The 24,662-nt window shown below is 45.9% G+C and carries 21 protein-coding genes; 15 read left to right on the top strand and 6 right to left on the bottom strand.

Features of this window, described 5'->3' with window-relative positions; translation table 11 throughout:
• The first annotated feature begins 35 nt into the window (after positions 1-35).
• Complete coding sequence (apbC, locus tag M2387_RS05715; RefSeq protein ID WP_259047753.1) at positions 36-1,148, top strand: iron-sulfur cluster carrier protein ApbC; 1,113 nt, start codon at positions 36-38, stop codon at positions 1,146-1,148.
• A 69-nt stretch (positions 1,149-1,217) separates the two neighbouring features.
• Here the strand turns inward: apbC and M2387_RS05710 are convergent, their stop codons facing one another.
• Positions 1,218-1,646, bottom strand: a complete 429-nt coding sequence (locus M2387_RS05710) for a GNAT family N-acetyltransferase (protein ID WP_259047752.1) — start codon at positions 1,644-1,646, stop codon at positions 1,218-1,220.
• A gap of 133 nt (positions 1,647-1,779) precedes the next feature.
• On the opposite strand from M2387_RS05710, the gene M2387_RS05705 reads away from it, so the two are divergent.
• Complete coding sequence (locus tag M2387_RS05705; protein WP_259047751.1) at positions 1,780-2,262, top strand: YehS family protein; 483 nt, start codon at positions 1,780-1,782, stop codon at positions 2,260-2,262.
• A 68-nt stretch (positions 2,263-2,330) separates the two neighbouring features.
• On the opposite strand, the gene M2387_RS05700 is transcribed toward M2387_RS05705, so the two are convergent.
• Genes M2387_RS05700 through dtnK form a run of 3 tightly spaced genes read right to left on the bottom strand, consistent with a single transcriptional unit; the run spans position 2,331 to position 5,296 of the window.
• On the bottom strand, positions 2,331-3,089 hold the full coding sequence (locus M2387_RS05700) for a DeoR/GlpR family DNA-binding transcription regulator (protein WP_259047750.1): 759 nt from the start codon (positions 3,087-3,089) through the stop codon (positions 2,331-2,333).
• A gap of 7 nt (positions 3,090-3,096) precedes the next feature.
• A complete protein-coding gene (locus M2387_RS05695; RefSeq protein WP_259047749.1) occupies positions 3,097-4,077 on the bottom strand; it encodes a D-threonate 4-phosphate dehydrogenase in 981 nt (326 codons plus the stop codon).
• Positions 4,070-5,296 carry a D-threonate kinase gene (gene dtnK / locus M2387_RS05690; RefSeq protein ID WP_259047748.1) on the bottom strand — a complete coding sequence of 409 codons (1,227 nt, stop codon included), beginning with the start codon at positions 5,294-5,296 and terminating at the stop codon, positions 4,070-4,072. The genes M2387_RS05695 and dtnK overlap by 8 nt, the downstream gene beginning before the upstream one ends.
• 172 nt (positions 5,297-5,468) lie before the next feature.
• On the opposite strand from dtnK, the gene M2387_RS05685 reads away from it, so the two are divergent.
• The 12 genes from M2387_RS05685 to manA all read left to right on the top strand — a co-directional run bounded on the left by M2387_RS05685 (position 5,469) and on the right by manA (position 20,354).
• On the top strand, positions 5,469-6,614 hold the full coding sequence (locus M2387_RS05685) for an iron-containing alcohol dehydrogenase (protein WP_259047747.1): 1,146 nt from the start codon (positions 5,469-5,471) through the stop codon (positions 6,612-6,614).
• Positions 6,615-6,631: 17 nt separating this feature from the next.
• Positions 6,632-7,516, top strand: a complete 885-nt coding sequence (locus M2387_RS05680) for a dihydrodipicolinate synthase family protein (RefSeq protein WP_259047745.1) — start codon at positions 6,632-6,634, stop codon at positions 7,514-7,516.
• Positions 7,517-7,590: 74 nt separating this feature from the next.
• Entirely contained in the window at positions 7,591-8,556 is a 966-nt protein-coding gene (locus M2387_RS05675; RefSeq protein ID WP_259047742.1) for a phosphoglycerate dehydrogenase, read from the top strand.
• Between the two features lie 155 nt (positions 8,557-8,711).
• Positions 8,712-9,983, top strand: a complete 1,272-nt coding sequence (locus M2387_RS05670) for an MFS transporter (protein WP_259047741.1) — start codon at positions 8,712-8,714, stop codon at positions 9,981-9,983.
• A gap of 376 nt (positions 9,984-10,359) precedes the next feature.
• Positions 10,360-10,821 carry a PTS sugar transporter subunit IIA gene (locus M2387_RS05665; RefSeq protein WP_259047739.1) on the top strand — a complete coding sequence of 154 codons (462 nt, stop codon included), beginning with the start codon at positions 10,360-10,362 and terminating at the stop codon, positions 10,819-10,821.
• Positions 10,818-11,141 (top strand): PTS fructose transporter subunit IIB, encoded by a 324-nt coding sequence (locus M2387_RS05660; RefSeq protein ID WP_259047736.1) that lies wholly within the window; start codon positions 10,818-10,820, stop codon positions 11,139-11,141. Before M2387_RS05665 ends, M2387_RS05660 begins: the two co-directional genes overlap by 4 nt.
• Positions 11,083-12,261, top strand: coding sequence for a PTS fructose transporter subunit IIC (locus M2387_RS05655; RefSeq protein ID WP_310572758.1), 1,179 nt, complete (start codon positions 11,083-11,085; stop codon positions 12,259-12,261). Before M2387_RS05660 ends, M2387_RS05655 begins: the two co-directional genes overlap by 59 nt.
• Before the next feature lie 31 nt (positions 12,262-12,292).
• Positions 12,293-14,926, top strand: a complete 2,634-nt coding sequence (mngB, locus tag M2387_RS05650) for a mannosylglycerate hydrolase (protein ID WP_259047735.1) — start codon at positions 12,293-12,295, stop codon at positions 14,924-14,926.
• 10 nt (positions 14,927-14,936) lie between these two features.
• Positions 14,937-16,850 (top strand): BglG family transcription antiterminator, encoded by a 1,914-nt coding sequence (locus tag M2387_RS05645; protein WP_259047733.1) that lies wholly within the window; start codon positions 14,937-14,939, stop codon positions 16,848-16,850.
• Between the two features lie 92 nt (positions 16,851-16,942).
• Positions 16,943-18,118 carry a carbohydrate porin gene (locus M2387_RS05640; protein WP_409039426.1) on the top strand — a complete coding sequence of 392 codons (1,176 nt, stop codon included), beginning with the start codon at positions 16,943-16,945 and terminating at the stop codon, positions 18,116-18,118.
• A 128-nt stretch (positions 18,119-18,246) separates the two neighbouring features.
• Positions 18,247-19,176: an ROK family protein gene (locus tag M2387_RS05635; protein WP_259047731.1), complete on the top strand. Its 930-nt coding sequence runs from the start codon at positions 18,247-18,249 to the stop codon at positions 19,174-19,176.
• Positions 19,170-20,354, top strand: coding sequence for a mannose-6-phosphate isomerase (gene manA, locus M2387_RS05630; RefSeq protein WP_259047729.1), 1,185 nt, complete (start codon positions 19,170-19,172; stop codon positions 20,352-20,354). The genes M2387_RS05635 and manA overlap by 7 nt, the downstream gene beginning before the upstream one ends.
• A gap of 51 nt (positions 20,355-20,405) precedes the next feature.
• On the opposite strand, the gene M2387_RS05625 is transcribed toward manA, so the two are convergent.
• Positions 20,406-21,437 carry an OmpG family monomeric porin gene (locus tag M2387_RS05625; protein ID WP_259047727.1) on the bottom strand — a complete coding sequence of 344 codons (1,032 nt, stop codon included), beginning with the start codon at positions 21,435-21,437 and terminating at the stop codon, positions 20,406-20,408.
• Positions 21,438-21,782: 345 nt separating this feature from the next.
• Positions 21,783-23,201 carry a PTS transporter subunit EIIC gene (locus M2387_RS05620; RefSeq protein ID WP_259047725.1) on the bottom strand — a complete coding sequence of 473 codons (1,419 nt, stop codon included), beginning with the start codon at positions 23,199-23,201 and terminating at the stop codon, positions 21,783-21,785.
• Positions 23,202-23,456: 255 nt separating this feature from the next.
• Between M2387_RS05620 and M2387_RS05615 the strand changes: the two genes are divergently transcribed.
• Positions 23,457-24,656 carry an enolase C-terminal domain-like protein gene (locus tag M2387_RS05615; protein ID WP_259047723.1) on the top strand — a complete coding sequence of 400 codons (1,200 nt, stop codon included), beginning with the start codon at positions 23,457-23,459 and terminating at the stop codon, positions 24,654-24,656.
• Positions 24,657-24,662 lie beyond the last annotated feature (6 nt).

Raw genomic sequence — 24,662 nt, 5'->3', positions numbered from 1 at the left:
GATTGCAATGTCTGATAAAACCCTAAGGAGTTGGGATGAATTCGCAACCACCATCCAGCTTATCCCCAGAGCAACTGAACGTTATTGTTGCCGGAACCCTGGCTAATTTTAAACACCCGACCTTAAAGCATAATCTCACCACGCTTAACGCCCTACACCACATCGTTATGCTCAATGGCACGCTGCATATTGAATTGCAGCTACCTTTTGCCTGGCGCAGTGGTTTTGAAGCGCTGAAGCAAAGTTGTAGTGATGATTTATTAACGCTGTCGGGTGCCAAAACCATTGAATGGTCTCTGCACCATAAAATAGCCACCCTGAAGCGAGTAAAAAACCAGCCGGGCATTAATGGTGTGAAAAACATTATCGCTATCACCTCAGGTAAAGGTGGCGTCGGTAAGTCGAGCACCGCGGTGAATACTGCGCTGGCACTGGCGGCTGAAGGCGCAAAAGTCGGTATCCTCGATGCGGATATTTACGGCCCGTCTATTCCCAATATGCTCGGTACTGAGCACCAGCGCCCGAGTTCGCCCGACGGTAAGCATATGGCGCCGATTGAAGCCTTTGGGCTGGCAACGAATTCCATCGGTTATCTGGTCACTGACGAAAACGCCATGGTCTGGCGCGGACCTATGGCCAGTAAAGCGCTGATGCAGATGCTCCAGGAAACCCTGTGGCCGGACCTGGACTATTTAGTTATCGATATGCCGCCAGGCACCGGTGATATTCAGCTAACGCTGGCGCAAAATATTCCGGTTACCGGGGCCGTCGTCGTCACAACACCACAGGATATTGCGCTGATTGATGCCAAAAAAGGCATCGTGATGTTCGAGAAAGTTGAAGTGCCTGTCCTGGGTATTGTGGAAAATATGAGTATGCACGTTTGCAGTCAGTGCGGGCACCATGAAGCTATCTTTGGTACCGGTGGTGCTGAAAAACTGGCTGAGCAGTATCATACCCAACTGCTGGGACAACTGCCGCTGCATATCTCGCTTCGGGAAGATCTTGATGCCGGTACGCCGACGGTTATCAGTCGCCCGGAAAGCGAGTTTACCGAACTTTATCGTCAATTAGCGGGACGTATTGCGGCAGACTTGTACTGGAACGGTGAAATCATTCCGGGTGAGATTGCCTTCCGCGCGGTATAACGAAACGTCAGAATCACAGTGGGAGCCGATGGTTCCCGCTGCTTAGCACTCTACATCAGCAATGGAAAGTCACGCGGGTAGCGAATAATGCATCAAGCAGTATCGCCCGTCAGGACTTTCACCCTGGGCTTCAACATGCCAGCCATGACGCTGATAAAAGATCAGAGCATGACGATTATCGAGCAAACATTTCAGGGAGCCCGTATCAGTGAACTGACATTGAACGTATTGTAATAGTGCGCTTCCCACACCATGACCCTGCGCCTCGGGGCTGACAAATAAATGGTGCAGAAAATTATCCGGAGTCCAGACCGAAGCAAATCCTACCTGCTTGCCTGCCAGCTCGGCCACCCAGATTGACTCATCCTGTGTGACGTTATCAAAATCCTCCAGCTTCCACTGGTTTGCATCCAGCCAGGACCATGTTTTGCGGCGTGCCTGGAGATAGATTTCTTGTAAAAAGGGGCGGTCAGATTCTGTAAACTTCCTGATCTTCAATACTATTCCATCCTGTAAGACGACTAAGTTTGCTGTGTGTGACGTTACGCTAACAGAAAAACAGCTGCGGTTTTCATTACAATATCATCGCAGATCTATATACTGCCCGTTTTAAATATCGAGAACTTGCTCCATGCTAAATAATGATGTTTTGCGCAATGTGCGCTACATGCTGAACCTGAACAACGATAAAATCGTTTCTATTCTGGCGTTAACCGATACCGAGGTGCTGCCTGCCCAGATAGCCACATGGGTAAAGAAAGAAGATGAAGAGGGGTTCAGCCACTGTCCGGATATCGTTATGGCGCAATTTCTTAACGGCCTTATCTATTTCCGTCGCGGAAAAGAAGAAGGCAAGCCTGCGCCAAAAATTGAACGTAAAATGACGAATAATATTGTGTTCAAAAAACTGCGTATTGCTTTCGAGCTGAAATCAGACGATGTGCTGGCCATTCTGACTGAGCAGGAGTTCCGCATTTCTATGCCGGAAATCACGGCGATGATGCGCAACCCTGACCATAAGAATTACCGCGAATGTGGTGACCAGTTCCTGCGCTATTTCTTACGCGGTTTAACCCAGCGTCTGAAACCGGCAAAACCTGAGCAATCTGCTTAAGTTACCCGTCTTTTTGATTTATGAGTAAAGCGAGAGCTGGGAAGATATTACCTGTTCTCGCTGCTTACTCAGGCAAAACGCAGGCCAATCCCCAGTTCGCCAAGCTGACGCTGAATACTTTCATCCAGGTGATTATCAGTGACAATATCCGTCAGGGTATTAAGGTGAGCGACGTTAAATAACGACCATGCCCCATATTTTGAGCTATCTGCCAGCAGTACTCGCCGTTTACCGTTAGTTATCATATCGCGTTTAAGCGCCGCTTTTTCTTCAGTAGGTGAAGTCACGCCGCGCGAAATGTCCCAGCTATTACAACTAATAAAAGCAATATCCGGTGAGATATTCTGCAACAGACGCCTGCCATGCTCACCAATACATGACTGACTTGAATCATCGATACGGCCACCAATAATGGTGACTTCGATCTGCTTAAACTCAGAAAGAAACAGTGCGATATGCAGATCGCTGGTAATAACACGTAATGGCAGATGAGTAAGCTGGCGAGCCAGCTCAATCATGGTCGTGCCTGCGTCTAAGACTACGGCATCACCGGCTTTGACAAAACTTGCCGCCGCACTGGCGATGGCATGTTTTTCCGCCAGGCTGCGGTGCATTTTTTCATGTGTGGTAGGCTGAGAGGGAATAAACCGATTGAGCGTGACACCACCGTGTGCTCTGCTGATAACGCCTTCCTGATCGAGTTTAATCAAGTCACGACGGATCGTTGCCGGAGAGGCTTGGGTGATTGCCACTAATTGATCAACAGTGACCAGATTATGTCCCTTAAGGAAATCCATTATCTGCTCTAATCGGTTATATCCCTTCATGCTTTTCCTATGAAATCTGCATCGCTAATTGGATAGAGACCGTCATGCTTTCAGGATTCGCTTTACCGGTCCAGGCGATATCGAATGCTGTGCCATGATCGGCCGAAGTACGTATAAAAGGTAATCCTGCGGTGATATTCACGCCATCGTAGAAACCGAGAAGTTTCAACGGAATATGCCCCTGATCGTGGTACATGGCAACTACTATATCGTACATCCCTTCATGGCATTGCATAAATACCGTATCCGGCGGACAAGGCCCGCTGACATTAAAGCCTTCCGCTTTCATGGCCGCCACTGCAGGACCGACAATCTTAATCTCTTCATCACCAAACAGACCATTTTCACCCGCATGAGGATTAACACCCGCTACCGCAATACGCGGCTGGGTATATCCGACCCGCTTAAGGAAGGTATCGGCGATATTAATAACGGTCTTGATTCTCTGCTGGTTGAGAGTATCAAGGAATTTGCGCAATGCAATATGTGTCGTGATATGAATCACTTTTAACTTATCAGTATAGAGCACCATCGCATAATCAGGGCTATTGGTGAGATGTGCCAGTAACTCGGTATGACCCGGATAGTGGTGGCCTGCCAGATGCAAGGCTTCTTTATTCAGCGGGGCAGTGGCGATAGCTTTAACTTCACCCGCCATAGCAAGTTCAGTAGCACGGCGAACACAACGAAATGCCAGATCGCCCGCCTGTTGCTGGACAACACCCGGTACAAGCGCATCAGGGTCAGCCAGAGGTTCATCGAGAATATTAATAACACCGGGTGTGAACTGCGCCTCACTGACGGTATTAATGACCCGTAGCTCCGCGGAACCGGTAACGCCTTTTTCCAGAATACGCTGTAGTGTTTTTGCACAACCAATCACGACAACAGGTGAACCAGATAACTCACTTTCGGTTAAAGATTTAATAATAATTTCCGGGCCAATGCCTGCAGGATCACCCATAGTTACAGCGATAATTTTAGTCACTCACTTTCTCCTCGATAAAATATAAAACGTCACGCAGGGTTTCTTCTTTACCGAATCCCCCTGCTTTAGTCATAACGGGTTTCTGCCAGCTACAGCCTGTGAATCTGCCAGTCGGCACGCATTGTGCGATACAGCCTGTAATTTCAAACCCTGTCGCGCCGAGAGCATGGGCGACGGCCATAGAGACATCGCCTCCTGATACGTAAAGTGCGTCAGGGCTCGATTGTTCAAGTACGCTGCGGGTGATTTCACCTAATCTCAGACAGATTTTCTCTCCTAGCTGAATAGCAGAGAGCTGATGCTGTTCGCAGAGCACACTTATCTGATGACGTGAGTCATGGTCAGGACAGGTATAGACGATGCAGTGATTACCCCCGTGAATAGCGGCGGTTATCTGGCGGATATAACCCTCAAGCGCCCCGGTGAGAATGTCATCGGTGGCAATCAGAATTCTCGTTACGCCAGGTATATTGGCCACATACTGAATCTGTTTTTGAGCGATTTCGCTCATTGAGCCAATAACTGCCAGCAGCTGCTGGTGTTTTACTGAGGCTTGACTGCGCGCGAAGGCATCACAGAGCCCGGCAGAACCGACAAGCAGAGGAGTAAATTCACAATTAAACGCAGCAGAAACAATCATATCCAGATCATCATCACTGGCAGCATCGACAATGATTAGCTCGATTCCCTGCTTCAGTGACTGGGCTAACTGGTCTGGTGTCACTATTTTACGGCTCCTGGTGCTGTGTTCAGCCAGGATTTCGCCAATATCAGCCAGGCACACGGGAGTCTTTGGGTCGCTGGCGAATTCCGTTTCATTAACCGGTATTCCGTGCACCAGACATTGACCATTACGGGTGATTCGCCCGGCAGCAGGGTAGGCAGGTGCGATGATTGCCTGGCGCTTTCCGCTCAGCGCTAACAGTGTTTCAACCTCAATGCTGATATTGCCACGCAGTGTTGAATCTATTTTTTTAATCAACCAGTTAGCGTCTTTTATGCGCGCTGATATACCCGTTATAGCCTCTTTTGCTTCACCTGTTGTAAAGGCTCGCGAATCAGTATTGATAACCAGCACATCGGTAGATTCACTAAAGGATGAATGAAAAGCGACACTGACTTTTTTCCCCTTCATTGCCAGACTCACGCCAGCATCATTGGCACCGGTGAAGTCATCAGCAACAATAACCACCTCTCTGCCTTGTTTAAACTTTTCCATCCTCACTCCGTCTTTCAACTGTCTGGATATGATTATATTGAATCATCATTGATTATATGTGAGCAAGATCAATTTTTTCTATTTACGAATAAATTATAAATTCAGGCATAGGATGCTCTGAATGATTCATGAAGGGCGTAATCCATCCCCGTAAAAGAGACAGGAGTAAAATGTGGTTACGATAAACAGTACAGTGATCGGCGGTATGGGTGCCATACCCGGAATCAGACCGTTGATAGCGGGAACTCAACATATTTTACTGGTAACGGACGGGAATATTTCCCGGCTGGAAGCGGCAAAACAGATCCGTGAGGTTCTGGAAGAAGATAACCGTGAACTATTTGTTATCGATAATGTGCCGCCCGAACCGTCCCAGCATGACGTTGAACAACTGCTTACTGTACTTGGAGATTTGTCTTTTGACTTAGTGGTTGGCGTCGGTGGCGGTAGTGTACTGGATGTCGCTAAGTTACTTTCAGCCCTTTGTCACCCTGAGTCACCGAAGTTAAGCGCATTACTGGAAGGAACTAAGCCCACCGTTCGTCTTCCTTCACTGTTGGTTCCCGCGACGGCAGGCACTGGATCTGAAGCTACCCCTAATGCCATTCTGGCGATTCCAGAGCAAAAGACCAAAGTAGGGATTATTTCTCCGGTTTTATTGCCGGACTATGTATTGTTGCTGCCTGAACTCACCAGCAGCATGCCTGCTCATATTGCATCTTCAACCGGTATTGATGCTCTGTGTCATCTGATTGAATGCTTCACAGCGACTATTGCTAACCCGGTCAGCGATAATGTGGCATTAATGGGAATGTATAAGCTATTCAGGAACTTAGAAACAGCCGTGAATGAGCCTGGAAACATGCATGCCAAATTAGAAATGCTCTGGGCTTCTTACTACGGTGGGGCAGCTATTGCCCATGCAGGAACCCACTTGGTTCATGCTTTATCTTACCCGCTGGGTGGTACCTATCATCTGCCGCACGGTATCGCTAACGCTATTTTACTTGCGCCATGTATGCGTGTTGTTCGCCCCCATGCGGTTGAGAAATTTGCGATTGTCTGGGATCTGATCCCTAACGCTGATACCTCCCTGAGCCAGGAAGAAAAATCACACGCACTGGTCGATTACTTTGCTGCACTGGTTAAGCGATTAAATCTTCCTGACAATCTTGAAATGCTGGGTGTTCCGGCAAGCGACATTCCTGCGCTGAGCGATGCGGCATTGAATGTAAAACGTTTAATGAATAATGCTCCTTGCACCGTCAGCCATGCTGATGTCGCGGCTATCTACCAGACTCTTTATCCTACACATTAATCATAGAGAATTAGCCCATGAAAAATAAAATTGAAGGTGTATTAACGGCAGTCGTAACCACATTTGACGACAACGGTAAATTTTGTGCTGAGCGCATGAAAAAACAGGTCAATCGTCAAATCGACAGCGGTAATGGTATTTTTTGTAATGGTACCAATGGCGAATTTTTTGTGCTGTCAACGGCAGAAAAATTAGCCGTCACTGAAACCTGTGTGAATGAAGTGGCGGGGCGCGCATCGCTGGTAGCCCATATCGGGGAAATCTCGACAGAGAAAACCATCGCCCTTGGTAAAGAAGTCGCGAAACTGGGCGTCGATGCGGTATCGGTTATCACGCCATTTTTTGTCCCGTTAAGCCAGGGTGAGCTTATCTATCACTATACAAAAATTGCCGATGAAGTGAATGTGCCGGTATTTATGTATAACATTCCTGCGCGTACGGGTAACACCATCCTTCCGGAGACTGCGGCAAAGCTGGCTCTACACCCGAATATTATTGGTATCAAAGACAGTGCCGGTAGCTATGAAAGCCTGAGTGGTTTTCTGGCAGCGACGCGTGGCATTGAGAATTTTAATGTCCTGAATGGCCCTGATTCGCTGATCCATCAAGGATTCGTTGATGGTTGCTCTGCCTGTATCTCTGGCCTGGCAAACGTTGCCCCGAAAGAAATTAATGAGATCTGGAAACAATTCAAGCTGGGAGATATTGAAGCTTCACGTCTTGCCCAGGAAAGTGTCACTGGTTTAAGAACCGATCTTTATAAAATTGTCTTCTCTCCTGCGGCGGTGAAAAAAGCCTTAACGCTGATGGGGCATGATGTTGGTGAGAGTCGCTACCCAATTAGATTCAGTCCGGAAAATTTAAACGATATTAAAGCCGTTATTAATAAATATATTTCCTGACAGGTCGATTGCCAGAGTAAACAAGTTACCCATTAATTTTATACATCTACATAAAGGTGTAAAAAGGAATGATCATGAAAGTTATTTCTACCTCACCCTCATTTGCTAAGTATGATAATGCTCCGATAGCCGAGTTAGAAAAAAATGGATTTGAATTTTTATCGTTCCCGGCAGATATCTCGCTTGAGGAACTTAAACCGCATTTATCCGACACCGTTGCTTTAATCGTTGCCTTTACTGATATCAATGATGAGTTTCTTTCATATGCACCAGATTTAAGGATTGTCTGTAAACATGGCGTCGGTGTTGATAATATTAATTTAGAGGCGACGAAAAAAAGAAATATCTGGGTAACCAATGTCCCTAACGCCAATAAGCATGCAGTAGCTGATTTCACTTTCTCATTGCTGCTGAGTGCCGCACGTCAGGTGCCTCAGGCTTATGAGAAAACAAAACAGGGACTATGGCCAAGAATTTTTGCAACCGATGTGTATAAAAAAACCATAGGTATTCTGGGGTTAGGGAATATAGGTAAAGAAGTTGCTCTGAGAGCGAAAGGCTTCAATATGGATATCCTTGCCTATGATCCTTACCCGGATGTTAACTTTGCAAAACAGCATAATGTACAACTCGTCGCGCTTGATGAGCTGATTTCACGCAGTGATTTTATTACTATTCATATGCCACTCACCAAGGATACGGATAATTTATTTAATATCACTACACTTTCGAAGATGAAGAAATCTGCGTTTATATTAAATCTTTCTCGCGGTGGCATCGTTAACGAAGGTGACCTCTATACGGTATTATCTACGGGTCTTATTGCAGGTGGTGCATCAGATGTTTTTGTTGAAGAGCCATTAACACAACACCCATTATTTACGCTCGATAATTTTATTGGTACATCGCATATTGCTGGCTATACCGAGGGCGCAGTACAAGCTATTGGTGAGCAGTGTGTTGAAAATATCATTAATCTACTGGTTCATAATAAAAAACCTATCTATGTAATGAATAACATGGACGCCATGAAAGTCTGACGCGATAACATAGTCAGATTTAATGTTATCTGTTTTATTAAATACTGCCGAATCACAGCATTTATTTATGCTTGTCGGCAGCATTTACTCTGCACCCTCAGATAACGCGAATTAATCAGGCTAAAGCCATATTAATAAATACTAAGGCCAGTAAAATGAACACTACGTTACGTAAAAAGTCAAAAGTGCGGTGGATTGTTGCCGCATTGATGTGGGCAGCGATTGCGATTAACTACTTAGACCGCGCTATTATTGCTGCTGTCAGTCCGGCACTGATCACTGAATTTAGTTTAACCGCAGAAGAAATGGGCTGGATAATGTCCGGGTTCTTCTGGACCTATGCATTATTGCAAATCCCTGCCGGGTGGCTGGCAGACAAAATTGGCCAGAAAAAGACCCTGGGCTGGGCTGTGGGCTGGTGGTCAGTTGCAACTGCCATGATGGGTGTTGCGACAGGGTTTAAATCATTACTGGTCATGCGTTTTATCTTAGGCGCAGGAGAAGCCGCAGCTTATCCAAGTAATGCGGGGATCGCTTCTCGCTGGTTCCCGGATAAAGAGCGTTCTTTTGTTTCAGGTCTGTTTGACAGCGCATCAAAATTTGGTGGGGCAGTGGCAATGCCGCTCATCGTTTGGCTGATTGTCATGTTCGACTGGCGTATTACCTTTATCATTTTCGGATCTCTGGGCATTATCTGGGTGCTTTTCTGGCTGGTGTTTTATACCGACACGCCAGAAAAACATAAAATGATCAATCAGGAAGAAATTGATTATATTCGTGCGGGCCAGGCGCAAAAACACAGTGGCGAGCCTGCGATGCGCTGGTATCAGCTGCTGCGTTATAAATCAATCTGGGCGATGTGCCTTGGTTTCTTCACAATTAACTATACCTCCTACTTCTTTATTACCTGGCTGCCAGCCTATCTGGTAAAAGAGAAGGGCATGGATTTGCTGACCATGGGCTTTGTGGCTGCGTTACCTTTGCTCTGCGGCATGGTGGCTGAAATAACTGCAGGATGGGCATCTGACAGAATGCACAGCAGCGGCCGCTACTCGCTGACTTTTACCCGTAAATCTATTTTAATTCTGGGTATGGCTTTAGCGCTCTGCGTAGGCTTTGCACCTTTAACTGACTCTGTGGTTCTCACGGTTATCTTACTCTGTGTTGCACGTTCAGGAACGGCTATTGCTGCCTCGCAAGTCTGGTCATTACCGGGTGATGTTGCACCTAATAATATGGTCTCAACGGTGGCAGGGTTACAAAATACCATCTCGAATTTCGGCGGTGCATTTGGTCCGATTATTACCGGTATTATTGTTACCACTACGGGTAACTTTACCTGGGCGCTGATTTTTTCAGCCATATTGTTAGGTTTGGGTATGCTCAACTATATTTTCCTGTTAGGAAAAGTGAAGCAAATTACCTGAGGCAAGCTGAGTACGTGTCACCCGCTATCCTGATAATTTTATAACCTGACAAAACCGGCGGTGAAGATAATTCATCGCCGGTTTTGCGTTTATCTGAGCTGATTTCTTGTTCCTGTTCAGAATCTCCCTCCTTTAAAAACCTATTTTTCCGGCTAAAGATCCCAATATTTCATTCCTTAATTTCTTCTTTTCCCGTTCAAAAGCATGACTCACGTCACATTCTTTTGTCGTTTTATGATCTGGCTCGCTCTTTTTATCTGTTTGATAGAAAGTGTTTCCTCCTTGAGGCGGAAAACGCCTGTCTGTTTATCGACAAAATAAGATTTAGTATCTCAATCAACTTAATTGAAGTAATACATGGACCAGAGGTACCGATATGCTCATTGCCAGAGACAATATTTTTTTAAACCAGAGTTTCAAAGATAAAAAGGAGATCTTTCGTTTCCTGGCGTCGCATGCCGTCACTCAAGGCTGGGCCGAAGATATTGATAAAATAGAAGCGGATCTTTGGGATCGTGAAAATCAATATTCCACTGGTTTTGAAAATCAAATTGCCATTCCCCATGCTAAAACCGCCAATGTTTCTCATGCCGGGGTGATTTTTATTCGCCTGGCCAAATCGATTGACTGGGAAAGTCTTGATGACCAGCCCGTGCAAATTATTTTTGGTCTGTTAGTTCCGGAAGCCGGTGCCAAAGTATTGCATTTACAAATAATTAATAGTCTTGCCAGCGAAATTGTTGATGACGAGTTTAGAGAACAATTATTCGCTATTAATGATGAAGAAGAGTTATTCCAATATATGAAGTCTCGTATCGCAATTGAGGAAGAAGCATGAATATTGTTGGCGTTACATCCTGTATTGCAGGTTTAGCACATACGCCTATGGCCGCTAAATCGCTGGAAAAAGAAGGTGCCCGTTTAGGTCATCAGGTAAAAATGGAGCAACAAGGTGCGATGGGTATTTTAAATAAAATATCTGACGCTGAAATTGAAGCGGCAGATTTTGTACTTATTGCCGCAGACCGTTCAATTGAGGAAGAAGAGCGTTTTGCAGGGAAAATTATTATTCGGGTAAAGATCGGGCAATGCGTAAGCCATGCCTCTGATGTTATCACGAAATGCGTGGCGGCCGTTGAGGCACGTCAGAGTAAATAGACTAGGTGATTTCATGAAAAAAATAATGATAGATATAAAGAATCATCTTATGACAGGTATTTCCTACGCCTTGCCTGTCATTATTGCCGGTTCACTGATGGTAGCGGTGGCCAAGATTATTGGCCTCGCTATTGGCGAATCTAACCTTGATGCTTTTGCAAACAGTACCGGTCTGGAAAACTGGCTGTACCTGACCCAGGATATTGGATTCAAAATCATCGGTCTGATGAACTATGTGCTGGGAGCCTACGTTGCTTATTCTATCGCCGGGAAAAAAGGACTTTCCGCTGGTTTTACTGCCGGTTTAATCGCCTCACTGACCGGTTCTGGCTTTCTCGGTGCTGTCGTCGGTGGCTTACTGGCGGGTTACTCTGCTGAGTGGGTATCGCGTAAAATTCGTATTACCGGTTCAGCGGCCAGTTCTGTCCCGTTGATTATTCTGCCGTTTATCACCGTTGGCCTGCAAGTCCTGGTGATGTTGCTGCTGCTGGGCGATGTACTGAGCTGGTTAAATGCCGCCTTAATGACTTGGGTTAAAGAGATGACCGAAGATGGTACCAGTACGCTGGTGCTGGCCGCGGTTCTCGGTGGCATGATCTGTTTTGACCTCGGTGGCCCGGTTAACAAAGCGGCCTGGGGTACAGCTAACGTCCTGTTCTTAAGCGGCGTTTACCTGCCAGCCATTCTGGTCAACGTAGCCATTATTATTCCTCCTCTTGGCTATGCTGCGGCCCGCTTCTTACGTCCGAAAAACTACAGTCAGACACTGAAAGAAGCCGGTAATGGTTCCGTTATTATGGGCATTCTCGGGATCTCTGAAGGGGCGATACCTTTTACACTAAAAAATCCTGCACGCTTAATTCCGCTGAATGTGCTGGCCGGTGTTCTGGGTACTGTCACTGTTGCATTATTAAAAGCTTATCCTGTTATGCCGCCACTGGGTGGATTATACGGTGGTTTCACTGTGGGTAATTCCTGGGCTTATTTTATCGGTGCTTTCGTCGGTGCTGCAGTGATTGCCTTTGGCGCAAATATGCTGGTGAATTTTAATGAAGACGAAGCGACTGCTAAGCCAGGCCAGAATAAAGCCACTGAAGAAATTGAAATAAAATTTGATTAATCGCTGCACTTTGCGCGAAGGGAGAAATTGTATGAAAAATAAAGTCGTCCATATTTACAGTCATACTCACTGGGATCAGGAGTGGTATTTCACGACATCACGTTCACGTATCTATCTTTTTAATCATATTAAAAATGTGATACGGATACTGGAGAATAATGATGATTTTCCCTGTTACCTCCTGGATGCGCAAAGTGCGTTAATTGAAAGTTACCTGCAATGGGCACCTGAAGATAAAGAAGTTCTATATCAGCTTATTGCAGAAAAACGTTTGCTGACCGGTCCGTGGTATACACAGACCGACCAACTGGTTATTCATCAGGAGTCGGTAATACGTAACCTGTGGTACGGAATTAAAGTCGCCACTGATGCCGGCCATAATATGGCACTGGGTTATGTTCCTGACTGTTTCGGTCAGGGTGGAAATATGCCCCAGATTTATAAACAGTTTGGTATTAACCATGCGCTGTTCTGGCGCGGTATTGCCGATAATACGTTGCGGGAAACGGAATTTATCTGGCAGGGTGATAACGGTGACCAGGTCTTTGCGGTACAGATGCCCTGGGGTTATCACTATGGCGGTCCGCTGGATGAAACGCCTGCGACTATGGCAAATTTTTTGAATGAAAAAATGGCACCCATTGAAGCGCGTAGCGACCGTACTCATGTGCTTTATCCGCATGGTTTTGACCAGGCGCCGGTCCGGGAAAATCTGCCAGCACTGGTCGAGCAGTTCAATGCCTGCGATACCGAACGCCACTACCAAATAAGCAGTCCTCTGACATTTATTGAAGCACTGGAAAAAGAGACGGGCGGCGACGTTCGTGTGTTACAGGGAGAATTAACCGAAGGCAAACACTCCCGGGTACACAAAACCATTTTCTCTTGCCGGGCCGATCTGAAGCTGCTGAACAATGAGATTGAAGCCTTACTGGTGAATACCCTTGAACCGGTACTGGCTATCAGCCGTAGCCTTGGCCATGAATATCCGTCGAGGATTGTCGCGGATATCTGGAAACTGATGTTCTACAACGCCGCCCACGACAGTATTGGCGGCTGTAATAGCGATGATACCAACCAGGATGTGTTCTTCCGTTATAAGCAGGCGCGTGATTTGGCGGCCAACCTGCTGGAGTTACATACCCGATTGATTGCTATTCGTACCCCGCGTGAGCACGATTATACCTTCACGGTATTTAACCCAATGACTAACCAGGCTGCACCGCAGGTCACTTTTGAGGCCTGGTTACCGGGGATCCCGTTCACTCTGCGTGATGCGGCGGGTAATGCGCTGCCTTATATCATCGAAGAGCAGACAGACCTGACCAGCTATGTGCTGAACCAGACGATTCGCCTGAATCCGGGCAAGCCTTACCATAAACCTGAGAAGGTGTATCGCACCAAAATTACCGTGAATAGTGGGCTACTACCTGCTCTGGGATACACCCGCTGGTCTCTTGATTTTAATGCAGATGGTGCCAGTCAGTCGGTGCAGGATAATGCTCAGGCAATTGAGAACGATTTCTACCGTATTGAACTGGAAGAAAACGGATTAGTCTCCATTACCCAGAAATCTACTGGTAAACGCTATACGCGCCAGATGTTGCTGGTCGAAAATGGTGATGACGGCGACTCCTATAACTACTCGCCACCGCGTGGCGATATGATTATCACCTCTGAAGATTGCCTGACATCCTTCAGCTGTGAGCGTAACGATCTGAATCATTCCTTATTGCTTGGTTATGAGCTTAAGGTTCCGGGTAATCTGGAAGAGAGAGCGCAAGGTATTGCGACCGCTACCATGAAGGTGACGGCACGTATCACATTGCAGCAAGACGATATGATCCGTTTTGCCATTGATGTGGATAACCAGGTGCTGAGCCACCGTTTGTGCGTCCATTTCGCAACCGATATTATGGCTAACGTTTCCTACGCCGATCAGCTGTTTGGTGTCATCGCGCGTCCGGTGCAGTTAAGCAATGCCTTGCAGGTCTGGGAAGCAGAGAACTGGCACGAAAAACCGATTTCTATCGAACCGATGCAAAGCTTCGTTAACCTGCATGATGACGAACACGGTTTCACCCTCCACACCAATGGCGTACGGGAATATGAAATTGTCGGTGATAACTTTGATACCATCGCCATTACCCTGTTCCGGTCGTTTGGCTTTATGGGTAAAGAGAACTTGCTCTATCGTCCAGGCCGCGCGTCGGGTGAGTCGGTTATCGCGACACCGGATGCTCAGTTACTAGGGCCACTATCCTTTAATTTCGGATGGCGCGTTTATCAAGGGGCGTTTGATGAGGCCCAGCATGCCAGGGTTTCTAAAGCGTTCCTGACGTCCTTCCCGATTTATCAGGATAGCGATTTCCTTAATGGCCGCTTGCGTTTCTGCCTGAGTGATGAAGAGCGTACTTATCCGCAGGAATATAGTTTGCTAGAGCTTCCTACCGGACCTCTGGATGCACTGGTGAGTGTCGTTAAATGTGCTGAACAGGGAGAAGGGTTGATCGTCCGGTTCTACAACCCAAGCCTTGATAGCCGGGTCGCGATACCGACACTGAGCAAAGCCCGCTATGTCTTACTGGATGAGACAACACCGGCTCAGGTGAGAGCGACGCTCAAACCGAACGATATACAGACGTTGTACGTAGAAATCGAGTAAAGAGAAAAACATGAGACTGTTTACCAACAAGCGAGTCAGAGATATTTTCGTCCAGATTGCACAGGGGAGCGTGACACAAGCTGCCCTGGCAAAAGAGATGGATGTCTCTACGCGGACTATCCGCAGCGATTTAAAAGCGTTAAACGATATTCTTGCTGAATCAGGAAACAGTCTCATTTATTGCCGTAAAAAAGGATTTTCGATTCAGGTTGATAATCTGAGCGGGCATCAAATGCTGCTTGAAAAGTCGCAAAGTCCCTGGAAAGAGAACCGTTCTAACACGGAGCGTCGCCGCACGTTACTGGCGCTATTGCTGCGTCAGGATGCGGAGATCTCACTGGAAGAGCTAGAGTCCACCTGGTTTATCAGTATCTATAGTCTGAGAAATGATATTCAGCTATTGAAGCGTCACTTTGCCCTTTATGACCTGAGCATCAGCAGTGAAGGTGCCGATAAATTCAGATTATCCGGCAGTGAAATCGCCTTGCGTCGCTGTGCTTACGATCACCTGTTACGTGCAAAAGAGTCGGAAGAGGATTATCAGGAGATCTTTGACTCGACGGTCAGAGTGTCTGATATCAAGCAGATCCTGAGCCACTACGTGGTAGGGCACGGGCTGGTGATGAGCGATGTTAATTTACGTTTTTTCACCCTGATTTGCGGGATTACCTGTGAGCGTATTCGCCGGGGAAACTGGTTACTGGATTATGAATTTGATGCCTGTGAACCCAATCTCAAACGTATAGCAGGGGATATTCTGCCATTACTGCTGGGGGACGCGGTGAGCGGCGTTCCACAGAGTGAAATTGACTATATGTCGATGAATCTGACTGCTTTTTGCTCAACGGTATTTGAGAATGCACCTGAGCAAGGGCTGTACGAGATTGAACGAACCATCATGAATCACTTTCTGAGCTATGTCAGCTCATCGTGGTTTTGCAATGTCAGCTACGACGACTTGTCACGTAAAAATCTGCTTAACCATATTAAGGCGATGCGCATTCGGGTTAATAATGGCATCACCATTATTAACCCATTAATTGAACAAATTAAGCGTCATTATCCGTTGATGTATGAGATGACCCTGACGGCTTTCAGTGAACTGGATCATTTATTTAGCGGAAAAATCAGTGATGACGAAATAGGTTATCTGGTGATGCATATTGGTGCGATTCTGGAGGAGACGCATCTGCTGGATAAAGATAACACGATCGGTGCGCTGGTGGTCAGCGATCAGGGTGGTGCGGCAACCCGTATTGTCTGTCAAAAAATAATCAGAATGTATCCTAATATTGCGATTGCACGCTGTATCTCAGTGGAGCAATACAAAGCGATGCCTTGTATCGATGAAAGCATTGTCATTAGCCTGGTCAGTGCGATTGAGGAGAAGACTAAACGGGTTATCTATTTACCCCCGCTACCTGAAAGATGGCAGCTAGAAAATATGAAATACTTTTTGACTGCTGACAATACGCCTCCGACAGCGATGGTAAACTATTTTTCAGCAGAGCATTTTTTTGTATTTGACAATAATGAGCACACCAAAGAATCATTAATTAATTTTCTTTGCTCAAAATTAGAATCGAAAGGCCGCGTGGATAAGCAGTATTTAGGATCGGTTCTGGAACGTGAAGAGCGTGCCACAACCTTACTGGCTGATAAAATTGCTATTCCACATCCATTAGGACTGGTCGCTTTAAGTACCATGGTTACCGTAGCGATATTCCCGGAGGGTATTGAATGGGATCCGGGTAAGAATGTAAAAATGGTCTTTATGCTGGCGATAAGTGAAGATGCTTTTGTCGACAGCATGGTTATTTATGATTATCTGACGAATATTCTTGATGATGATGTCATTGAGAATTTAACTCAGTGCGGGAATTTTTCTGAGTTTATTACATTATCGCAAAAATATTTTCTCTAAAAATAAAATGTAGTATTTATTAAATATAAGCTTGCATCTTTATGATGCGCTTATATCTCTGTTGGTATATCTAAAAAATAATAAAGGAATTAATGATGAAATATAAGCTTACTCTCTGTAGCCTACTGGTTCTCTCTGCACCTGCTATTTCCGGAATTACCTTCGATACTCCGCAAGGCAGCCTTAAATTATATGGTGACGTTGAGTTTAATGTCGATGCAGCGAGCAGAACCGGGCAATTAACATCTTTAAAAACCAGTTCAGGTAAAGACTGGAAGCCAGGAAATGCCGAGCGCTGGGATGTGAATGGCCGTATTTTAATGGGGCTTGATGGCTACCGCAAATCGACGAATAACCAGTTTGCTGGTTTTACCGTTCAGCCGCTGGCCGACTTGTCCGGCACTATGAAACTTGATGATGCGGCATTCTTCTTTGGCCAGGAACAAGACTGGAAAGTTAAACTCGGCCGCTATGAGGCCTTTGATATGTTCCCGCTTAACCAGGATACTTATATCCAGTATTCTGGCAATACGGCCAATGATTTGTATGAAGATGGTTACGGCTATATCTATATGATGAAAGAAGGCCGGGGCCGTAGTTCTGGCGGGGCATTATTATTAAGCCAGACCACCGGGCCACTCTATCTTGAGCTGAATGCCTCGTCCCGCGATGGTACAACCCTGTTCCAGAATAGCGATTATCACGGCAATTCGCTTGAAAGTAAGAAAAATGTTATCTACCTGCGTCCGGTTGTCGCTCTGATGATGGATAATGTCACCGCAGCCATCGCAATGGAAAGTAACGTCGTTAATAATGCCTACGGTTATACCGATAGCAATGGTCAGTTTGTTAACCAGTCTAAACGTAATGGTTACGGTGCTACCTTCAGCTGGAACGGACAAAAAACCAACCCTGATGACGGGATGATCGTTAATCTAAGCACCGCCTATATGGATGCCACCGGTGAGAAAGATTTCAGTGCCGGTATTAACGCGCTCTGGCATGATTTTGAACTGGGTTATATTTATGCCAAAAATGATATTAAAGAGTTCAACGTTAATAATGTGGATGCCAGCAATGTCAGTGATTTCCTGTTAGGCAAGTATGATATTAATACCGTTCATACTTCTTACCGTATTCGTGACGTGATGGATATGGATAACTTTGATGTTTATTTAGGTGCCTACTGGTCGCGTATTAATGTGGATGAAACACATGATGATAAAGACCGCTATGGTATGCGCGTAAGATTTAAATATAATTTCTAATATTACCCGTGATTGAGTCTGTTTACTGCACATAGATAATGCAGGGCCTCTCTTTTGCCTTTATACTATAAAATATAATAAACAGACTCTTTTTTATCTGGGTTACTTCTTAATTATCTGGAGATGATATGCTTTATCTGGGGCTGGATATTGGTGGTACTAAAATGGCCGCCGTCGTTATTGATGGTACAGGTGTCGAACTCGGTCGTTATCGCAAAGAAACAGAAAAAGAGACCTATTATTCATTTCTTGATGGTCTTGAGGAATTTATTGCAGTTATTAAGCATGATATTGAGGAGATTAATGCAACTTTTGCCATTGGAATTGCACTGCCTGGCAGCATTTCACCTATTAATGGCAAGATTAAAAATTCCAATATTCTGGTACTTAACGGGCAGGATCTGAAATCAGATTTAGAAACTCGCCTGGGACTGTCGGTGATTATCGCCAATGACGCCAACTGTTTTGCCTTGTCAGAAGCCTGTGATGGCGCAGGGCAGGGGCATGAGGTGGTTTTTGGTATCACGCTAGGCACGGGTTGCGGCGGGGGTATTGCTATCCATCAGCAGCTCTATTCCGGCGCCTGGGGCAATGCTGCTGAATGCGGCCATATTACTCTGCCAGGTTTCAGCCCGCAGCGAGACGGGCCGGATGTAACTTGCTACTGCGGCAGAGACAACTGTAGTGAGTCTTTTGTCTCCGGCACTGGGCTTGCGGAGCGTTATTTCAAGTTATCGGGTCTTACGCACAGCGCGCCTGAAGTCATTGCTCTGGCTAAAGCCGGTGATGTGATGGCGCGGGAGCAGATTACGCGTTTTCGCAATCAACTGGCGCGCTTACTGGCCACTATCGTTAATACCCTCGACCCACACATTATTGTCATCGGCGGAGGCTTATCCAATGAGTCGATTCTGATTGAACATATTGACCAGGAAATTGCACCCCTCGTCTTCACCGATACTTTTTCAACGCCAGTCGCCAAAGCACAGCATGGAGATAGCAGCGGTATGCGTGGCGCCGCCTGGCTTGCCCTCAGAGCACAGGCAAAATCATGCTAAAACTGATTAATAAAGTGCAGCATTACGCCTGGGGCAGCACAACGGCATTAACCGTGTTGTATGGTATACCCAATCCTGGAAATAAGCCGATGGCAGAGCTATGGATGGGAGCACACCCCAACGGCAGTTCAATGATTAACGACAGCCGGGGATATTCGCGTTCACTCCAGGAAATCATTGCGGAAGATACAGTGAAAAGCCTGGGTGAAGCGGTTGCCAGGCGTTTTGGTGAATTACCCTTTTTATTTAAAGTATTGTGCGCCGGGCAGCCACTGTCAGTTCAGGTACACCCTAGCCGGGAGGCGGCACAAGCTGGATTTGCCAGAGAGGACATTGCCGGTATTCCGCGTAATGCGGCAACCAGAAACTATAAAGACGCTAACCATAAACCTGAACTGGTCTATGCCCTGACTCCCTTTATTGCGCTGAATGGTTTTCGTGATTTCACTGAGATTACGAATCTACTCCAGCCACTGGCTGATGCCCATCCAGCTATTGTTGATTTTCTGGCGCAACCGCAAGCTGATACCCTTCGTCAGTTATTCACCGCCTTGCTGGCCATGGAAGGGGATGAGAAAGCCCATGCTCTGGCACGATTAAAACAGCGAATGGCTGATACTCAGGGTGAGCCATGGGACCAGCTACGTAATATTGCTACCTACTATCCGGACGACTGCGGGTTATTCTCACCTCTACTGTTAAATTTAATCAAACTGATGCCTGGCGAAGCGATGTTCCTGTTTGCTGAAACCCCCCATGCCTATCTTGAAGGTATAGGTCTGGAAATTATGGCTAACTCGGATAATGTATTACGTGCTGGATTGACGGGGAAATATATTGATATCCCTGAATTAATCGCCAATGTCGCCTTTAAAGAAAAACTTGCCGCGCAGTGGCTGACGGCTCCGGTGAGTGACGGCCAGACTGCTCATTTCCCGGTTCCGGTTGATGACTTCGCTTTCTCTGTATATACCCTGGAAGTGCGCGGTACGGTTCTGCCTGCCGGAAATCCTGCGATTCTGTTCTGTATTGAAGGTGAGGCGAGCCTGAGTGATGGCGAACAGACAATACAGCTGGTGGCAGGAGAGTCGGCATTTATTGATGCCAGTGAGTCGGCTGTGATTATCAGCGGAAAGGGGAAACTGGCGCGAGCCTATGCCGGTGTAACCGCAGAGTGATTTTATTACCCGGGAATCACACCCGGGTAATATTATTCTTTGCTGAAGGGACTACCAGGTATGACGAATACCCACCGCGTAAAGGCGCAGGTCCTGGGTATTATCATTTCCATGCGTGAGCTGAACCTGCGGGCTATTTTTTGAGTGCTCCCACTGAGTCTGTTCCCATGCCAGGTTAGTCCACAGCGTGGTTTTAGGCGTCAGATTATAGTTTACAATCAGACCTAAACGCAGACCGCCAGTATCAGCGCGGTTAGTAGTTTGTCCGGTCACCGTGTTGTAACTCTTTTCATTAAGGTAATAGCGGAAGTAAGGCTGAATATTCCACTGTTCATTAATTGTGGTTGGGAAATAGCCACGGATCTGGCTCTGCTCCCATGTTGTGTCACCATGACTGTTCCAGGTCTGGTCACGGTAGTACATTAACTTGGCCTGGATCTGGCTGTTAAACTTATACTGGAAACCATGTTCGCTTTCCCATTCCCAGTCATTATAACCGGGGCCTGAGAAGGCATTATCATAGTAGTAAACCGCATCCCAGAATACGAAAGATAATTGTTCGGTAAAGTTATAGCTACCGCCAGGAATTAACCAGTATGAGTGGTACGAGTTTTTGGCCGGCATACCGCTTTTAACGTCATGAGATTCTTTACGGTAAACGAAGCTCAGATTCAGATTAGCCTCATCCGTTTTGTATAAAATCCTGTTAGCCTGTAATAATAAACGATTCCGGTTATAGGATGTCTGTTCAGAGTTAAAATTAGTCGTGTAGTTACGCATGGTTACTTTATATTCCATAAAGTAACTCCATCTTGAGTCTGTGGGTTGAATCGCGACTTGTACTACCGGGCTAATTTTATCAAAGACTTTTTTATCATTAACTTTATAACCCTTGAATTCTTCAATTTCTAAAAAGGTATTACTGGAAATAGTAAATCTTGATGGTTCTGCTGTTTCTTTCTGCGGTTGCTGAGCCGCTTTTTCTACGGCTTGCTCTTCAAGTGGTTCATCAATTACCGCATAACTGACAGAAGGTAATACGGTTAAGAGTAAAAATAAAGACGAGGGTTTAGTACAGTTCATAAGATACCTGTTGATTATAATATATTGGTATTATTGATGCAGTGTCAAAAATGACTTGTGTTATTACGAATATTTAATTCATGCGTAGTCGATGAACATAGACAGAATCTATGTTTCATTTTTATTCATATAATAATATTCAAATAAACTAAGAAATTATGCCACAGGCTATCATCAATGTTATTTTTATACCTGTCATAATGCCAGTCACCCCGGTGAATGTATCACCTGTAAGGAACCTTAATTATTTGGGTTGTTATGCTCTGGGTAAAACAAATTAACTCTAAAAAATAACCCCTGACTTCTTACATGTCAGGGGTTATTGATTTACGGCGGTAATACGGATTATTTATTATCTACCTTAACAAACATAACGGTCAGTATAAATGCCAGAGCAAAGACACCGCAGACGCCAAGAATAGCTTGAATAAAGTTCTGTGTGCCACCGGCTAAATAGGCAGGCAAACTAAATACGGAGGACAAAATATAGCTGGTTAAGTGCGTATCCAGCGTCACCGAGATGGCTCCGAATATTCCCGCCGCGATGCTCGCCATCACTAAGGCTTTGGTATATTTAGTCAGAACACCAAATAATGCCGGCTCAGTGATACCCAGAATCGCCGTCACTCCGGAACCGAGCGTAATAGAAGACTGTTCTTTGGTTGCGAGTTTACGCTGCTTATACCAGACGGCAACCGTTGCTCCGGCAATCGCCATATTGCCTAAGCACATAATCGGCATTAGCAGGTCTTTGCCATAGAGCGCAAAGTTATTCAGGCTGATAGGCGTCATGCTGTGGTGAATACCAAAGACGATGGTAATCGGGCGGGTCAGACCAAAGACAAATCCTGTCAGGGTCGGGGAGATATCAAGCAGGGAACTCACCACCCAGCCCGCGCCATTACTGAACCAGATGCCTGCCGGTGCCACAAAGGACAGCACTACGGTCGAAGTGACGGTAAAAGCCAGTAAAGGTGTGAATACGGGCTTTGCAGTGGAAGGCACAAATTTATCCACAAAGGGCGTAATTTTGGATAGCACCCACACGGCCAGAATAGCAGGGACAATAGCACCGCCATAGTTAAGCAGTTCGACTGGGACAAAACCAAATACTGAAAGCTCCGGTGCCAGGCCATCAGCTTTAAGCTGCGTCGCTTTATCCAGTAACTTTGGTGCCATCATGGCTGCTGCAACCGCCAGGGCAATATATTCGTTGACCTTAAAGACTTTTGCGGCCGAGAAGGCAACCAGCATTGGTAAGAAGAAAAACACCGCGACCGAGATAGACCGGAAAAAGAATACTGTATCGGACGTTTCAGAGATAACATTGGTGGCAATCAGGCCTGACAGCAGCCCCATTAACATGCCTGAACCGGCAATGGCGGGAACTACTGGGCCAAAAATACCGGCAACAATACGCATGGCATTCTGAAATAACTGACCTTTTCTCTGTACTATCTTAGATTCGACTTTTTCGTCAGTTGCTGCGTGGATGCCTGACAGGGCATTGAACCACTTCTCTACCTCAACACCAATAATGACTTGAGTCTGCCCCTGAGCAATTACCACGCCCTTTACACCGTCAATAGCTTCAAGCTCTGCTTTGTTGGTCAGTGATTCATCAATCAGTTTGAATCTCAGTCGCGTCATGCAGTGAGTAATATTTTCAATATTTTGATTACCGCCTAATGCGGCGGTAAGTGTGACTAATTTTGCGTTAAACGCATCAGCTTTCGCTGTATTGGTCTCTGACAATGCCATCATAGTTATCCTGGTGCTGTTCTGTTTATTCGCTCATATTAGCCATTGCCAGTAATTATCCAATCGACAAAACAGTGATGAATATCACATTAATCCGTGCGAAATAAGAAAATCAGACTATTTTTCACGATTGGTACGTTTTTATGACGCAATCCTAAATAGGAACGAACCAGTTAATTTTAAGTGAGAACTAGCGCTTGAAATCTGCATTGTTTCACTGTTTCATGCATATATTCAGTAAGCTTGAGGTGGTTAAAAGTGAACCCAAATACGATTTCAAACGTTCAATGCATCATTACCCGGCCCGATCGCCATAACTTGATTACCGTTGTGGTTGAGACAGAATCTGGCGTCACTGGATTTGGCTGCGCAACCTTTCAGCAGCGTCCTTTAGCGGTAAAAACAATGGTGGATGAATATATAAAACCATTACTGTTAGGCCGGGACGCCAATAATATTGAAGACCTCTGGCAAATGATGATGGTTAATGCCTACTGGCGCAACGGACCGGTTATCAATAATGCGGTGTCCGGGGTTGATATGGCGCTTTGGGATATTAAGGCGAAATTAGCGAATATGCCTTTGCATCAGCTATGGGGTGGGAAATCACGGGATGCTATCCAGGTTTATACTCATGCCACCAGCGATACGATGGAAGGTTTGTATCAGCAAGTGGATAAGTATCTGGCGGAAGGCTATAAGCATATTCGTTGTCAGCTTGGTTTCTATGGCGGCGTTCCGGTAGATATTCATACCGCTGAAACGCCGACAGAAGGTTCTTACTTCGATCAAGACCAGTATATGGACAACACGCTGGAGATGTTTAAGCAGTTACGTGAAAAATACGGGAAATCATTCCATATCCTGCATGATGTGCATGAAAGATTATTCCCTAATCAGGCAGTACAGTTTGCTAAACGCGTCGAGCAGTACAGCCCCTATTTTATCGAAGATATCCTTCCCCCTAATCAAACAGAATGGCTGGATAATATTCGAAGCCAGTCAAGCGTGTCACTCGCATTAGGGGAGTTATTTAATAACCCTGAAGAGTGGAAGGCGCTGATTATTAATCGCAGAGTCGATTTTATTCGCTGCCATGTCTCACAGATTGGCGGTATTACACCGGCACTGAAATTAGCGCATCTATGTGCAACCTTTGGTGTGCGTGTGGCCTGGCATTGCCCACCGGATATGACCCCTATCGGTGCTGCGGTAAATACCCATCTTAATGTCCATCTGCATAATGCCGCTATCCAGGAGCATGTCACCTATCAGCCTAATACTTTGCGGGTATTTAAAAATGCGGCTGAACCGAAAAAGGGATACCTGTACGCTTCAGAGCTCAGCGGTATTGGTGTGGAAATGGATTTAGCAGTAGCTAAGGAATATCCGGTTGAGTATCGTCCACACGAATGGACGCAATCCCGACTTCCTGATGGCACGATCCATACGCCTTAAGAAAAT

It is taken from the genome of Klebsiella sp. BIGb0407 (genome assembly GCF_024807845.1).
Classification (GTDB): Bacteria; Pseudomonadota; Gammaproteobacteria; order Enterobacterales; family Enterobacteriaceae; genus JGM124.
This window is presented reverse-complemented; position numbering and strand designations above follow the sequence as displayed.

Coding starts and splice junctions, on each gene's coding strand:
- M2387_RS05635 (WP_259047731.1), top strand. CDS start 18,247: ATGCTTTATCTGGGGCTGGATATTGGTGGTACTAAAATGGCCGCCGTC.
- M2387_RS05670 (WP_259047741.1), top strand. CDS start 8,712: ATGAACACTACGTTACGTAAAAAGTCAAAAGTGCGGTGGATTGTTGCC.
- M2387_RS05645 (WP_259047733.1), top strand. CDS start 14,937: ATGAGACTGTTTACCAACAAGCGAGTCAGAGATATTTTCGTCCAGATT.
- M2387_RS05640 (WP_409039426.1), top strand. CDS start 16,943: ATGATGAAATATAAGCTTACTCTCTGTAGCCTACTGGTTCTCTCTGCA.
- M2387_RS05655 (WP_310572758.1), top strand. CDS start 11,083: ATGCCTCTGATGTTATCACGAAATGCGTGGCGGCCGTTGAGGCACGTC.
- dtnK (WP_259047748.1), bottom strand. CDS start 5,296: ATGGAAAAGTTTAAACAAGGCAGAGAGGTGGTTATTGTTGCTGATGAC.
- M2387_RS05620 (WP_259047725.1), bottom strand. CDS start 23,201: ATGATGGCATTGTCAGAGACCAATACAGCGAAAGCTGATGCGTTTAAC.
- M2387_RS05660 (WP_259047736.1), top strand. CDS start 10,818: ATGAATATTGTTGGCGTTACATCCTGTATTGCAGGTTTAGCACATACG.
- M2387_RS05625 (WP_259047727.1), bottom strand. CDS start 21,437: ATGAACTGTACTAAACCCTCGTCTTTATTTTTACTCTTAACCGTATTA.
- manA (WP_259047729.1), top strand. CDS start 19,170: ATGCTAAAACTGATTAATAAAGTGCAGCATTACGCCTGGGGCAGCACA.
- M2387_RS05705 (WP_259047751.1), top strand. CDS start 1,780: ATGCTAAATAATGATGTTTTGCGCAATGTGCGCTACATGCTGAACCTG.
- M2387_RS05680 (WP_259047745.1), top strand. CDS start 6,632: ATGAAAAATAAAATTGAAGGTGTATTAACGGCAGTCGTAACCACATTT.
- M2387_RS05665 (WP_259047739.1), top strand. CDS start 10,360: ATGCTCATTGCCAGAGACAATATTTTTTTAAACCAGAGTTTCAAAGAT.
- M2387_RS05675 (WP_259047742.1), top strand. CDS start 7,591: ATGAAAGTTATTTCTACCTCACCCTCATTTGCTAAGTATGATAATGCT.
- mngB (WP_259047735.1), top strand. CDS start 12,293: ATGAAAAATAAAGTCGTCCATATTTACAGTCATACTCACTGGGATCAG.
- apbC (WP_259047753.1), top strand. CDS start 36: ATGAATTCGCAACCACCATCCAGCTTATCCCCAGAGCAACTGAACGTT.
- M2387_RS05700 (WP_259047750.1), bottom strand. CDS start 3,089: ATGAAGGGATATAACCGATTAGAGCAGATAATGGATTTCCTTAAGGGA.